The organism is Paenibacillus agilis, assembly GCF_007786455.1.
Lineage (GTDB): Bacteria > Bacillota > Bacilli > Paenibacillales > Paenibacillaceae > Paenibacillus_B > Paenibacillus_B agilis.
Window position 1 is genome coordinate 491,367 of the sequence record NZ_VNJK01000002.1, and the last position, 14,122, is coordinate 505,488.

At 40.7% G+C, this 14,122-nt stretch carries 11 protein-coding genes; 3 read left to right on the top strand and 8 right to left on the bottom strand.

Going from position 1 to position 14,122, the window contains the following annotated elements:
* The first annotated feature begins 111 nt into the window (after window positions 1-111).
* From FPZ44_RS18555 to FPZ44_RS18565, 3 genes are all read left to right on the top strand, one after another.
* Window positions 112-2,466, top strand: a complete 2,355-nt coding sequence (locus FPZ44_RS18555) for a M13-type metalloendopeptidase (RefSeq protein WP_144992546.1) — start codon at window positions 112-114, stop codon at window positions 2,464-2,466.
* A 717-nt stretch (window positions 2,467-3,183) separates the two neighbouring features.
* Window positions 3,184-5,538: a M13-type metalloendopeptidase gene (locus FPZ44_RS18560; protein ID WP_144992548.1), complete on the top strand. Its 2,355-nt coding sequence runs from the start codon at window positions 3,184-3,186 to the stop codon at window positions 5,536-5,538.
* A gap of 297 nt (window positions 5,539-5,835) precedes the next feature.
* A complete protein-coding gene (locus FPZ44_RS18565; RefSeq protein ID WP_418789185.1) occupies window positions 5,836-7,005 on the top strand; it encodes a DUF418 domain-containing protein in 1,170 nt (389 codons plus the stop codon).
* 77 nt (window positions 7,006-7,082) lie between these two features.
* Here FPZ44_RS18565 and FPZ44_RS18570 read toward each other — a convergent pair whose 3' ends face one another.
* The 8 genes from FPZ44_RS18570 to FPZ44_RS18605 form a co-directional block, all read right to left on the bottom strand.
* The gene (locus tag FPZ44_RS18570; protein ID WP_144992550.1) at window positions 7,083-7,514 is read right to left on the bottom strand and encodes a hypothetical protein; all 432 of its coding nucleotides are present in this window, start codon (window positions 7,512-7,514) and stop codon (window positions 7,083-7,085) included.
* Window positions 7,515-7,525: 11 nt separating this feature from the next.
* On the bottom strand, window positions 7,526-8,065 hold the full coding sequence (locus FPZ44_RS18575; protein ID WP_144992552.1) for a LytTR family DNA-binding domain-containing protein: 540 nt from the start codon (window positions 8,063-8,065) through the stop codon (window positions 7,526-7,528).
* A gap of 32 nt (window positions 8,066-8,097) precedes the next feature.
* The gene (locus tag FPZ44_RS18580; protein ID WP_144992554.1) at window positions 8,098-9,279 is read right to left on the bottom strand and encodes a serine hydrolase domain-containing protein; all 1,182 of its coding nucleotides are present in this window, start codon (window positions 9,277-9,279) and stop codon (window positions 8,098-8,100) included.
* A 97-nt stretch (window positions 9,280-9,376) separates the two neighbouring features.
* Complete coding sequence (locus FPZ44_RS18585; RefSeq protein WP_144992555.1) at window positions 9,377-10,168, bottom strand: CPBP family intramembrane glutamic endopeptidase; 792 nt, start codon at window positions 10,166-10,168, stop codon at window positions 9,377-9,379.
* Window positions 10,169-10,300: 132 nt separating this feature from the next.
* Window positions 10,301-11,113: a MerR family transcriptional regulator gene (locus FPZ44_RS18590; RefSeq protein WP_144992557.1), complete on the bottom strand. Its 813-nt coding sequence runs from the start codon at window positions 11,111-11,113 to the stop codon at window positions 10,301-10,303.
* 205 nt (window positions 11,114-11,318) lie between these two features.
* Window positions 11,319-12,689 carry an FAD-binding oxidoreductase gene (locus FPZ44_RS18595; RefSeq protein WP_144992559.1) on the bottom strand — a complete coding sequence of 457 codons (1,371 nt, stop codon included), beginning with the start codon at window positions 12,687-12,689 and terminating at the stop codon, window positions 11,319-11,321.
* A 211-nt stretch (window positions 12,690-12,900) separates the two neighbouring features.
* Window positions 12,901-13,683: an alpha/beta fold hydrolase gene (locus FPZ44_RS18600; protein WP_261378418.1), complete on the bottom strand. Its 783-nt coding sequence runs from the start codon at window positions 13,681-13,683 to the stop codon at window positions 12,901-12,903.
* A gap of 57 nt (window positions 13,684-13,740) precedes the next feature.
* A complete protein-coding gene (locus tag FPZ44_RS18605; RefSeq protein WP_186786137.1) occupies window positions 13,741-14,109 on the bottom strand; it encodes a VOC family protein in 369 nt (122 codons plus the stop codon).
* Between the last annotated feature and the right edge of the window lie 13 nt (window positions 14,110-14,122).

The window sequence follows — 14,122 nt, forward strand, 5'->3', positions numbered from 1 at the left end:
TCTTCCATGATTTTCAATATAAAGAAACTACAATTACGATGAAAGGGTATGATTGGAGATTTATTTGTTGATCTACATTTATACATAGATTTATTATTGGGGGGTTTATGGATGAAAAAGAAGGTCATCTCTCTATTTATAGCCATGACAATGGCTCTATCCTTTAACGTATCTGTTTATGCAGATAAGACTCCGCCACCAGCAACAAGAGGGGAAATCGTAAATTCCTTACTAACGGCAGCTGACGCTTACAATCCTAAAATTAATAAAGAAGCGATTATTAAAGGTCATAAAGATGGAAATTTAAAAGAAAATGAGCCTGTAAAGAAGGTTGAAGCTCTAGTCATGTTGAGCAGAGCATTTGGTGAATTACCAGAGCCTGTTGGTAACGATCTACGCACGAGGACTTTCGACGTTGCTTTCACCGATGTACCACCTTGGGCTAAGAAAGACATTGATAAGCTAATAAAAGCAGGTATCCTGACAGCTAAACCCGACGGTTCATTAGGTGCATACGATCCTATAACTAATGCTGAATTTCAAACCATTATCACCAGAGTATGGGCGCTTAAAGGATCACATGTAAATGATGATTTTTATGAAACCATCAATAAGCAATGGTTAAACAAATCCGTTATCCCTGAAGGAGAGGTAATGAATGAAGTATTCTTTGAACTGCGACAACAAAATAAGGATGAAATAGTAAAAATCATTGATGATTTGGCTGTCAAAACATTTGCAGAAGGAACAGAAGAACAGAAACTTATCGACTTCTATGCGTCAGCGTTAGATACCGAAAGCAGAAATAAGCAAGGGGTTCAGCCTATTCAAAAATATTTAAAAGCTATTGATGAAGCTAAAACACTCGATAAGCTTGTACTAGCCGATCTTGCTATGGAGAACGAGATAGGTCTCAGCCTGTTGTTCAGCTTCACCGTTATGGGAGATGCAAAGAACAGCACGAAGAACGCCTTGTATCACATTGGTCTAACTATGGGATTGGACAAAACTAGCTTTGTAACAGAAAATGTGAAAACAAAAGCGGCATATATTCAATATATGACTAAACTGCTTATTCTCACTGGTGAGGAAAGAGCTGCAGCCAAAGCTCGTGCAGAGAAGGTCTATACTATGGAAAAAAGTCTAGCTGCAGTATCACTTGATCTTCACGAAATGGGGAACGTAGACCACTATTATAATCCACTTACAATTGAACAATTTGATGACCTTCATAAAGAAATCGATATGAAGCAGGTTTTGAAATCATTGAAATTGGACAGTGTCGAAAAAGTAATCTCCTCCGATGTAAAGCGGGCACAAAAAGGTGCAGAATGGATGACCGAAGCGAACCTAGATGTACTCAAGGCTTACTCCAAAGTACGACTGCTTGCGACAACAGCCCACTTATTATCTAAACCGTTTGATGACGCTACAAATGAGTTTAATGCAGTACTATATGGAATTGTAGGCAAAAAAACAGACAGGGAAAATGCTATAACCTTGACGAGATCAACGATGAGAGGATTCATAGAGCAAACGTATGTTGAAAAACATTTTTCATCAGAAGCGAAAAAAGATGTTGAACAAATGGTAGATAAATTAATCGATACGTACGAGAAACGAATCAAAACGCTCGATTGGATGTCTGAACCAACAAAAGCGAAGGCAATTAAAAAACTCGATACAATGATAGTTAAGATCGGATATCCGGATAAATGGGATACGACCTTAAACAAAGTAACGATTAAGAACTATGAAAAAGGTGGTTCGCTGTTCTCTAATACCTATGCAGTAAATAAAGCAAACGTTGATAGCATGAAAGCCAAGCTAGGGAAACCCGTTGATCGAACAGAATGGTCGGTCCCTGCTTATGCCGTGAATGCGTACTTTGATCCGTTTAATAATGAAATTATATTCCCTGCTGGTATTCTTCAAGCACCTTTCTATGACACGAAAGCGAAACCTGAAGCAAACTTAGGGGCAATTGGCATGGTCATTGGCCATGAAATTAGCCATGCATTTGATAACAATGGGGCAGCATTCGACGAACACGGGAATGCGAAAAACTGGTGGACAGATGAAGACTTTAAGAAATTCAAAGAGAAAAACCAGGCACTAATTGAGTTCTATAATGGGGTAGAGATTATTCCAGGTGTGTTGAATGACGGCCAACTTACACTAGGCGAGAATATCGCTGATTTAGGTGGGATGGCCGCTTCCCTGCAAGTGGTATCCGAAATGAGCAATCCAGATTATAAAGCGTATTTCGAAAGCAATGCAAAAATGTGGAGATTTACGACCACAAAAGAGTATGCAATATTTTCAAGCACAGCGGTTAGCCAATCAGACAGTAAAATCCGTACAAACCGAACGATTGTCAACTTCCAGGAATTCTATGATACGTATGGAATTAAGCCTGGGGACGGGATGTATGTAGCACCAGGAGATCGAGTTTCGATCTGGTAGAAATAAATAGCTTGATCACAGATGTACCCTATAGAATAGATGCGAAAATATCTATCTATAGGGTATTTTGAACTCATTTTTTTCTGAAAAATACGTCCTCCGTCATCTATCCAGAGTAAGGCGCAGCATGCACAATAAGAGGCACTAAGTAGCTAGCTCTGATCTCACACCGTAGCTTATTCAACATGAAGAGTAAAAGTAGTAACTTTGCGTATATGGCATATACTAAAGCTTCACTTTCGAATGAGCGAGAGCCTTATGGCAAGTAAATTTTCTCACTGTAATGGCACTTGCTTCAGTATGTATTTATGTAGCTATACAGCGAGCGGCTTCTGCGGCAAGTCAATTGCAAAAACTGTTTTTTACGGTTGTCACAGAGCCTATTCTGCTAATTATCGCCCATTTCAAATCGTAAAGGATGCCAGAGAGCTTATTTACCAAATATAGCGGCGAAATTCACTATTTTTAATACATTAAGCGCTCCTACGACCGTTACAATTTTTCTACGCGCGATTTCGTTAAAATAGCGGCAATGGCAACCGCTAGGGTGAGTCACTCGTTACCATGCAATTCGTTCATGAAAATCCCACCTAAACAGCAGACTTACAACATTTCCAAAATAACCAATATCCGTTATAATTAAAGGAGATAAATGGGAAAAATTCCTCTTTATTCGTCTTTATTTATACTTAAATTTCACCTTGGAGGAGCCTGACGATGAAAAAGAAAATTGTATCCTTACTCTTAGCTATTCCAATGGTCCTATCATTCAACATATCCGTGTATGCGGATAAAGCACCGAAGCCAGCAACAAGAGGAGATATCGTCAACAACTTGTTGACAACTGCTGACGCTTACCAATCAGGAATGAATAAGGAAGCCATTATCAAAGGCAATGGAAATGGTGATTTAAAAGAAAATCAGCCAGTCAAGAAGGTTGAAGCTTTAGTTATGCTGAGCAGAGCATTCGGTGAATTACCGAAGCCTGTAGGAAATGATTTGCGTACTGGAACATTTGGTGTTGAGTTTACAGATGTACCGGCTTGGGCTAAAAAGGATATCGATAAATTGGCTAAAGCAGGCGTTCTAACGGGGAAACCTGACGGGACATTAGGCGCAAACGATCCGATTTCACTTGCTGAATTCCAAGCAGTTATCGCCAGAGTATGGGCGCTCGAAGGCTCCCATCTACCTGATGATTTCTATGAAACAATCAACAAACAATGGTTAAATAAGTCGACAATTGCAGCAGGAGAAATTATGGGCGGCGGATTCTCTGAGCTGCAAAAGCAGAACGACGATAAGATAGCAAAAATAATAGAGGATCTATCTAACAAAACACATGCAAAAGGAACAAAGGAACAGAAGCTCGCTGATTTTCATAAAACCGCATTAGATAGTGAAAATAGAAATAAACAAGGCATTCAGCCCATTGAAAAATACATAAAGGCAATAGACGAAGCTAAAACGTTTGACCAGCTTGTTCAAGCTGATCTTGCTTTGGAGAAAGAATTAGGTCTGAGCACGCTGTTCCGCTTCGCCATTATGGGAGATGCCAAGAACAGTAGTGAAAACGCTTTGTACTACACTGGTTTATCCGCGGGTCTGGACAAAAATAGCTTCGTAACGGAAGATGCGAAAGCAAAAAAAGCTTATATTCAATATATGACTAAACTTCTCATGCTGGCAGGCGAGAAGGAAGCTGCTGCAAAAGCCAGCGCCGAGAAAGTTTATGAGATGGAGAAAAGCTTGGCTTCCGTTTCACTCGATCCTCATGAACAAGGTGACGTAAATAAATACTATAATCCATATACAATCGAAAAATTCGATGACATGCATAAAGAAATCGATATAAAACAGGCTTTGAAATCGATGAAAGTCGAAAGTGCTGATAAAGTAATCGTATTCGATGTGAAACTGGCACAAAAAAGTGCGGAATTGTTGACTCAAAATAATCTTGATGTGCTTAAAACTTACTCCAAACTACAATTGCTCACAGCTACAGGTGGTCTGTTGACTGATGGTTTCAGAGACGCAGCCAATGAATTCGCTGCAGCACTATATGGCGTCTCAGGGGAAAAGACAGACAAAGAAATTGCTGTATCCACGACGCAGTCCACAATGAGTGGTTACTTGGAGCAAATGTTCGTCGAGCAGCATTTTTCACCGGAAGCCAAAAAAGATGTTGAGCAAATGGTGGACAAATTAATCGCTACGTATGAGAAGCGAATCAAAGCGCTGGATTGGATGTCAGAAACAACGAAAGAAAAGGCGATTAAGAAACTCGATACGATGATCGTTAAGATCGGGTACCCAGATAAATGGGATACGACACTAGATAAAGTAGATATTAAGCCGTATGCAGAAGGCGGTTCACTGTTCACTAATTCATTTGCAGTAACGAAAGCCTATATCGATAACCAAAAAGCCATGTTGGGCAAACCCGTTGATCGATCCCAATGGTTAACAAGCGTGTATACCGTAAATGCGTTCTACAACCCGCTCAATAACGAAATTACGTTCCCTGCTGGTATTCTCCAAGCACCATTCTATGACGCTAAAGCTAAGCCTGAAGCGAATCTTGGTGCTATCGGGATGATTATTGGTCATGAAATTAGCCATGCTTTTGATAACAAAGGATCGGCATATGACGAGAACGGAAATGCAAAGAACTGGTGGACAGACGAGGACTTTAAACGATTTAAAGAGAAAAACCAAGAATTGATCGCGTTCTACAACGGAATTGAAATCGTTCCGGGTGTGTTGAATGACGGTCTGCTTACACTAAGTGAAAATGTCGCCGATCTAGGTGGGATGGCTGCTGCTCTGCAAGTTGTATCCGAAATGAGCAAGCCAGATTATAAAGCATTTTTCGAGAGCAATGCGGAAATGTGGAAATCCACAATGACAAAGGAAATTACAGCATACCTGAGCAAAAACGATACACATTCAGCTAATAAAATTCGGGTAAACCGCACGATTTCTAACTTCCAGGAGTTCTATGATACGTATGGTATTAAGCCTGGGGATGGCATGTATGTAGCACCAGAAAATCGCGTTTCGATTTGGTAAAGAAATAAAAGCGGATAGAGATCGTTCCATCTCTTTTTACTCGTATATCAATAAAGCACAGCCGCTCCAATAACGGAGTGGCTTTTTCTATTTTTTCTAATTCGTATTCATCCGCCTCCATACCTCATTGACAAACCACTAAACGAACACTAAAATAAAACTGAGCATTCAATCAATTTTTTAAATAAACGATCAATAACTAGCGCTGAGGATTACATTTTACATTTAGTGCTTAGCATTTGCGTAGCGTTTTGCTCATATTAGACGTATTTGCTAAACACAAGGGAGATGATGAGTATGTCTGTTCCATTAAGCAAGAGCACAACTAAAGAGGAAAAACGTGCCGTTTCACTGGATCTGGCAAGAGGCACAATGCTGCTATTAATTGCACTCGCACATGCCCCGCTCTACTTATACGCCTCTGAGCCTGGAATCATGCACAGGGTAGAAGGTATTACCTTCTTGGATCAGGTCGTAAACTTGTTTGGCCAGTTCATGATTGATAACCGAGCAAGAGCCATGTTTGCCGTCTTATTTGGGTATGGTTTAGTTCTTGCATTTAAAAGTCAGCTCTCTAAAGGAATCAGTGAGAAAAAAGTCGTAAAGACGATACGACGTCGATCGTGGTATTTGATCGCATTTGGAATCGTTCTAGCCGTCATCATTGTGGGCCAAGATATCCTTATGGCTTACGGTGTTGCCGGTCTACTAGTCAGTTGGGTATTAACACGTTCAAATAAAACATTGTTACGAACCTTTATACTGATCACTGTATTGTACGTCCTTATTATCCCTTTATTTTGGGGTTTCATCGTGCACAGCGTTGGCAGCTATGGTTTCACTCCAGAGGTTTCAGCAACAGACACCTATCTTAGTACCGCTTTAATAAGGCTGACTACAGTCCCTATAATCCCTATTTTCATTCATGCCATGCTCCCCGTTATCCCTTCCATTCTGCTCGGCATGTGGATTGCCAGATATGAGCTATTAACGAAGCCTGAGCAGCATTTAAAAAGCATGCGTCGCATTATGATTACAGGATTTATCGTCTCTTTATTGGGAGCGCTCCCTTTATCTTTAATAGGCAATCTATGGAGCCCTAGTTATTTCACAGCTGGTCTCATAAACGGATTACAAATCATTACCGGAATCGCTGGAGGATTAGCGTATGCTGTGCTATTTGGCATCATTGGGGCTAAATTAAAAGAGCCTGGGCGCCTTACCTCTTCTTTAATGGCTTTAGGCAAGCGTTCCTTAACCTTTTATGTTTGGAATGAAGCATTACTTGTTCTCTTCTTATCGCCAGTGGCGCTTAATTTAGGAGGTCAGGTAGGAAACGGTATTGCTGCAATCATTGCAGCAGGGATTTGGATTCTTTCTGTTGTGTTAGCTACAATATTGGAAAAGAGGAATATAGCTGGACCCTTGGAAGTACTTATGCGGAGATTAGTATCTAAAAAGAAATAAGGTAAGAGACAACCGAGTACTCCCATTCGTGCTCGGTTGTCATAATGGATTGATACTAGGTTTAGCTCACTATCATCTTATTTGTCTTTCATCAATGCCTTAAATGTTTTCAGTTTATGCTGGGCTCTCCGATACATAAAATAATCAAATAGATTCGCGGCACATATTATGCTTAGTACGATCCATAGTATCCAGAACAACTCCTTTGCTTTCTCCAAGCTCACATCCGTAATCATCATGGAGCAAGCCATTATCAATGTGGTGACTACTAAGGCAATCAGGTTATTGATAAAGAAATAGGTTCGAGCTTTTGCCATACTTATAGGCAATATCGAAGTAAGCCATTCTGTTAGTAAGCCAACGATAAAACCGATGCTTCCGCTAGCTAACACCACCAATATTGCATTCGATTGTGACACATCTGAGTGCCCGGTAAACTGCAAAATGACACCGATAAACAGACCAAGAAAAAAGGACTTCACTACATTTATGAAATGGATATTCTCCATATATTGAGCTCCTATAATTTGAGTGTGTTTCTAAGCTTTTTTGAGAACATCTTCGATACTTCTAGTTCGATATCATTATCTATCCTTAGAACATATCTGGAGTTGAACCAGGGGATAATTTCTTTTACATGCAGCAAATTCACGAGCTGTGACTTATTTATCCGTATAAATCCTTTTACTGCCCATATATTTTCATAGTATTGCAGCGTTTCTTTAATACTGTACCTATTAGATTTGGTATAGGCCATAATACCATCCGGACCCGCTTCCACATATAGAACATCCAGTGGTTCCATAACGGCAAATTTATTTTCACTCAAACCTGTAAATCGATGCATCATATGCATATCTTCTCGAATACCAGACACCAACAGCTTAACGACATCCATATACTCAATAGCATCGAATACAATACAAATCTTTTCACTTGGCAGCTCATATCCTTGTTCAACAAGGGCTACGTCACTGTCTTTATTGACTTCAATCTGATATTTGGATAGCTCTTGTGTCAATTTCTCACTGACTTTACTGGAACACAATAATTGAACCATTGTATGTCTCCTAATGACAACGTACGAATTATTTATTCAACTATCATCCTATCATAAATCATCCTTATTTTAACAAGCTCTTCTATCCCTTTTTCCGTATAATCATCTGATCCAAAGTTAGCAATATAGTAAGTTTCCTTTTCCTTATCCACGAATACATATGACCCTGTAACACCAACACCACCATAAACATCGGACATAGAACCTAGCAAAAATGATAGTTTACTAAAGTCAAAATACATCATGCCCATTCCATAATAAATACCTTTATCATAGTCTTGGGTGAAATCTGTCATCTGTTTATACACTTCGTCAGATAGTAAAGTACCGTCCTCCAGAGCCATCATGAACGTTAGCAAATCACCCATAGTCGTAACAACACCGCCACCTGCCCAATCAACCGATAGTGCTTCTTTATCACTCAAATCAACACCATTTATATAAAATCCAAGTATGTCTGCTGGCTTATCCTGATAGAACAATAAATAACTACGATCCATGCCCAGTGGCTTAAATATTTTCTCTTCCAAAATAGCAGCATAAGGTCGCTTCTCGGTTTGTTCCAGAATAAGCCCAAGTAAAATATAGCCCGTATCCGAATAGTAGAATTGGTCTCCTGGCTTACCTACAGCTTCTTGATTGTCTCTCGTAAATGCGATCAACTTTTCTGGCGTAAATGAAAGATTGGGGTTAGATGATATCAATTGCAATAGAGGCTTTCCGCTGTTTACAGGACCTTCAAAATAATCACCCACTCCAGATGTATGGCTAAGCAATTGTCTTATCGTAACTTGATTCGCATAGTCTATCCCGTCCACTACGAATAAGCCATTAAGAACATCGGCATTTAGCCAAGAAGTAACTTTATCGTCGTAGCTTATTTTCCCTTCTTGAACTAACATGCCAAAGATGACAGCACACATCGTTTTACCAATGCTCGCAGCGTGATATTGACTATCGACGTGAACAGGTTGAACGGAGGAATGATTTTTAGTACCGACTGCAAATTGTTCAAAATAGCCTGTTTCTTTAGAGGAAATGGTCAGTAAAGCACTGGATAAAGAATCACTTTGTTCTACGACATCAGTTAAATGGGCTTCAATTTTTTTAGTGACTTCTTCTTTCGATATGGGTCTATTCAAAATAGTCAGCACGATAAATCCAACTACCGCAATAACAATGAAGCCGATCAGTACGCTAATTGCTATTTTCATATGGACTATGGACCACCTTTCTACTCATGTATTTTTCATACACTACTCTACTCGGTGGTCTATACAGTAGAAACCCATTTGATTTAAGTGGTCAAAATTAACGATTAAGATGACTTTTTAGCGGTTTAAATAATCGGGTTACGAATACGATGCCCACTGCCACTACAAAATAAAATAATGCCGTAACGATTAAGATCTGTAACTGATCTCCCGTTTGAATGGCCATAAAATAATTAAAAAGCTGGTGAATGACAATAGGAATAACGAGATTATGATTTAAGTTATAAAATACGGTCATCACGATTTGTATTGAGATGATGGCCATCATAAAAAAGAGTATATACAGCACCAACTGCATTCCTGAATATCCTGACATCAGCCATAACGGCGCATGCCAAAATCCCCAAGTCACGCCAACGATTAGAGCAGATTTTAAAGGGGAATAGCTTTTTTGCAGCTCATTTAATACATATCCGCTCCACCCTAACTCTTCACCTAATGGCCCAAGAATAAGGTTGTACCCAAATACGAGCAGCAGTGTTGTCCATGAAGTAGATAATTGTTCGTGTATGGGCACATTCCACACTGCCTGAATAACGAAGAGCGTTCCTACTAAAATAAGAAATTGCAGCAAAATAACAGCTAATATCGCAGATAGGCGTATCCTTGTGCAAAATTGATTTTTTATAAAGTCTAGTAGGTTTCTTTGAGGATAGATGTTGCGGAACATGACCACGAATACAAAAGTAGCCGTCCATGCTGATAGCACTTTTAATACTTCTGCTACTGGTTGTGATTTTAAAACAAACATACTCAGCCCTATTAGAAAAAGGAAAATATAGAATCCAACATAAGTCCATAACATATATCTTTTTATCATTCGATCCATTATAATCCCCGCCTATGAGTCATTTTTAAAATGAAAAAACCAACGGAATCATGTGTGCACACACTCCATTGGCTTTAAAATATAAACTATGGTGTAACCCCCAGGTCAACACATCTAGGCAAACATCCTATCCTATGTTTCTTCAACTGGAATATAAACTTCTATAAATACACGCTCTTTGTTATCCAAGTAAGTAATAAGACGAGTAGCAGCAAAAGCGATCCCCTTCGGTGTAAGCCCCTGCTCCTTTCCCCATGCTAACGTATGTTCAAAAGCGTTATATTTAATGTCCTCACTTCCATTCGCAAACCTGCCGTCCTCAACAATTGTGTACATACATTCCGAATGCTCCAAATAACATCTGTCTTTTTCTTTTAAATCCGTATCAAGCTTTTCAACAATGTACATCTTCGTATCCAAAAATCCAGTCTCGTCAAACGTAAATGCTCTTATCATTTTACTTAACATATCTTCTTTCCCTGTATCCATCTGTTCCAATAGAACTGAATATTCTGAGAATGATTGAAAATCAGATATTTCCCCGATTACTTCATAGAATGGAAGTGCTTTGATGGAATATTGATTTAGATGTTTTTTAACTTCCTCGCAAAATTGCTTCGTTTCTTTTATTTTTTGCAGCATGTATTGTTTCGTTCGAATGGTCTCTTCTAGCTCGTTGGCTTTATTCTCTAATAAAGCCTCTAGTTCAACGATCTGGCTTCCTGCTTGTAAGTTCTTTACCTCCTTTATTGATAAATTTCGTTTTTTATAAAAATCGGCCACCATCAACGTATAGATATCATAATAATCATATTGCCTGTAGTGATTTACTTCGTTCTGCTTAGGATTTACAATCCCTTGTTCTTCATAATATCTCAAGGCGTCTCTAGTCACACCAAGAATGCCCGATAACTGACTTGTTCGATATGTATGTCCGTCCCCCATTTTAAACTAGCCTCCTGATGAAAGTATCCCTTCGAGACGGATAAATGAATAAAGTATATAGTACCTGACAGCTCCAACCGTTCATCTAATCATTTAAATGATATGTAAAGGAAGAGAGAAACGTCTCCCTTCTCCGCCAGGACAGTAGGTTTCAAAATAGCTCCTGTGAAAAAAATCAGCCAGATCCAAGCGGCTCGCCCATTTTCTAATCCACAGGAATACTTTGAGCAAAACGAAACACATTATGCGGATCATACTTTCGTTTTACCCGCTTCAGTCTGGCGAAGTTCCCCCCATAATACGCCTTAGGCCAGTTCTTTATTTGCAAATCAGGAAAGTTCACATAATCCCCAGTAACAAAAGGACGCAGTGCTTTGCGAAATCTTTCTACCCACTGGATATTTCGCTGCTGCTCCCCGTCGTTCCTCCATCGCGCTGATAACTCATAGATCGTCTCTGCCTTCCGATGAGGATACGCCGTAGCAGTAGGGGCTACTCGGCTCACTGCACTTCCTGCACCACCCAAGCTTTGACTCCATACGGAAGCATGCTTATTAGGCGCTTTAGATAAAAAATCACGGATGATCCGCACACCTTCACGAGGCAAAGGTTTAAATCCGTAAGCCCCCGTTATTTTAAACTTCGGCTCAAGATTAAGATCGGCTTCGGCAAAAAACTTGGTTGCTTCGATAAAAGGCACTGTCTGTACCTTCACCTTAACGGGAGTTCCTGCTTGCAGCAAAGGCTTGATCAAACGTCGCAGCTCTTCTGCACCACCCAACAGCTGTCCAGTGGACACGATCGTTCCTACCTGTTTGGCAGCTACCTCAATAGTTGAGGTTAAGCGATTCGTGACAGAAGGGGACCAGCGCTGCCAGGTTGGGAATACCTTCTCCAAATCACGCCATTTCCAAGTAATGCTGAAGATAGAGACCGTTGAGATCGGCCGTACTCGAAAAGTATAGTCTGTAGCAATGCCGAAGTTGCCTCCTCCGCCACCTCGTGACGCCCAGAGCAAATCAGCATGTTTATTTTTATTTACAATAATCGTCTTCGCTCCACATCGACCTGAAGCTACGACCATTTTAACCTGCTTCAAGTTGTCACAGGTAAGTCCGTATTTACGTGATAGCAGCCCAATCCCGCCACCTAATGTAAGTCCGCCAACACCTACATCCGGTGCAGTTCCAGCCGGGAGTGCTACGCGCTTATTCCACAGCTTCCTATATACGCGCTCAAGCGGATTGCCGGTCTGTACATGCGCTACCCTATTTTTACGATCCACCTTAACCTTATTCATTTCGCTCACATCAATAATAATTCCACCATTTACAGACGAAAAACCTTCATAGCTGTGCCGCCCACTGCGTGCCCTAAGTCGTACACCTCGTTCGCGAGCCCATTTGACTGCGTTAATTACATCCTGCGTTCGTTTGCAAAAAACGATGACCCTAGGAAACTTGGAAAAGCGCCTGTTAAACTCCATTCGGGCCGCATTGTAGGTCGGATTATCTGGGAACACAATTCTTCCGGTCAATTGAGTTCCAGTACCAGCCTTTTTCCGTTTTTGTCCCATCAAATGTTCACCATCCTTATTCAAGGAATAAACTTTTCATCTGCTTATTCCTATGTAGGGACATCTGACCCGGTAACGGCATTTGCCTTGTAGGGAACGGCTACAACAAAAAATGGTTATCACGTTGTAATTAAGGGAGTACAAGATAAAAAAAGAGGCACCGCAGCACCTCCATTCATATATCCGATATATTAGAGCAATAGTTAATTTGCTAGATGAGGAAATTTTCAAGTTTAGGAAGCAGCTTTTCCGGCTTAGGCATATGATCTTGCCCGGATAAAATGATGTGCCGCGAGTTTGGAATGGCTCTCGTTAATTGACCTGCAACATCGTGTAAAGCAGCCGGGCTTTCCTCACCCACTATAACCAAAGTCGGTATACTAATTTGCTGTGCCAGCTCAACAGGCGGCAGTTGACTGGCCAAAGCAATATCATAGGCAAGTGAAGGTGCAAGAGCTACCGTCTTGTTCCATTGAGGAGATAGCTGCATGTAGATAAGCGCCTGTTCAGGAATACCGATGCCTTGCAAAAAGGAACCAATTGCATCTTCAAACTGACCTTGATCAAGCAGTTCATGAATGGTTTGACCCAGCTCTTGAAACGCACTAAGATCCTCCTCATTGTTTGCATAAGACGGATCATACAGGACCAACTTCTTCACCTTATCACCTAATCTCAAAGCTACATATAGCGCAAGAATAGCCCCTGATGAATGTCCATATAGATAAGCCGTACCACCGGCTGCGTCGATCATCGCTTCAATATCCTCAATTTCCCGCTCGATAGCATAAGGTAAAGTATTGCCGCTATCGCCCCGCCCACGGCGGTCATAGTTGTAGACGGAGAACGATTCCGCCAATACTTGAGCATCATGAAGCACAAACTCGGATGAACGAAAACAAGTCGCTCCCGTTATAAAAAGAAGTGCTGGCCCGCTGCCATAAACGTCATAGGCTAATAGCGTACCGTCCTTTGATTGCGTAGTTCTCATCATTTCCATTCCTTTCGTCTGATGAATTTTAGAAGTCATATGCTCTGACATCAACTTAACTTATAAATGCTGAAGGCCAATTCGGTTGCCTTCGCTGTCTATAAACTTGCCGATATATCCACCGTGATCACCCACATATGTTTTTTCCATAATTACTTCGCCACCTGCCTCACGAACCCTCGAGAGTACAGCGGCTAGATCAGGACTTCCATCAACATAGACACGAACACCATCAGGCGAAGGGATATGATGTGGACCTTTGACCAACGCCCCTCCGTTCTGCTCCTCTTTAATCGGGAAAAAAGCGTACTCCTCATCTCCCAAAATCATCGATTGCAGCTCAAATTGTAGAATACGTTCATAAAATGCTTTGGCCCTTTCCATGTCAGTGACGGGTATTTCCACCCAAATAAACAATCGATTCATCATCACTACACCTCTC

Excerpts from the sequence above, each read along its gene's own strand:
- FPZ44_RS18580 (WP_144992554.1), bottom strand. The coding sequence starts at position 9,279 with ATGAAAATAGCAATTAGCGTACTGATCGGCTTCATTGTTATTGCGGTA.
- FPZ44_RS18570 (WP_144992550.1), bottom strand. The coding sequence starts at position 7,514 with ATGGAGAATATCCATTTCATAAATGTAGTGAAGTCCTTTTTTCTTGGT.
- FPZ44_RS18565 (WP_418789185.1), top strand. The coding sequence starts at position 5,836 with ATGTCTGTTCCATTAAGCAAGAGCACAACTAAAGAGGAAAAACGTGCC.
- FPZ44_RS18605 (WP_186786137.1), bottom strand. The coding sequence starts at position 14,109 with ATGATGAATCGATTGTTTATTTGGGTGGAAATACCCGTCACTGACATG.
- FPZ44_RS18590 (WP_144992557.1), bottom strand. The coding sequence starts at position 11,113 with ATGGGGGACGGACATACATATCGAACAAGTCAGTTATCGGGCATTCTT.
- FPZ44_RS18575 (WP_144992552.1), bottom strand. The coding sequence starts at position 8,065 with ATGGTTCAATTATTGTGTTCCAGTAAAGTCAGTGAGAAATTGACACAA.
- FPZ44_RS18600 (WP_261378418.1), bottom strand. The coding sequence starts at position 13,683 with ATGATGAGAACTACGCAATCAAAGGACGGTACGCTATTAGCCTATGAC.
- FPZ44_RS18585 (WP_144992555.1), bottom strand. The coding sequence starts at position 10,168 with ATGGATCGAATGATAAAAAGATATATGTTATGGACTTATGTTGGATTC.
- FPZ44_RS18555 (WP_144992546.1), top strand. The coding sequence starts at position 112 with ATGAAAAAGAAGGTCATCTCTCTATTTATAGCCATGACAATGGCTCTA.
- FPZ44_RS18595 (WP_144992559.1), bottom strand. The coding sequence starts at position 12,689 with ATGGGACAAAAACGGAAAAAGGCTGGTACTGGAACTCAATTGACCGGA.
- FPZ44_RS18560 (WP_144992548.1), top strand. The coding sequence starts at position 3,184 with ATGAAAAAGAAAATTGTATCCTTACTCTTAGCTATTCCAATGGTCCTA.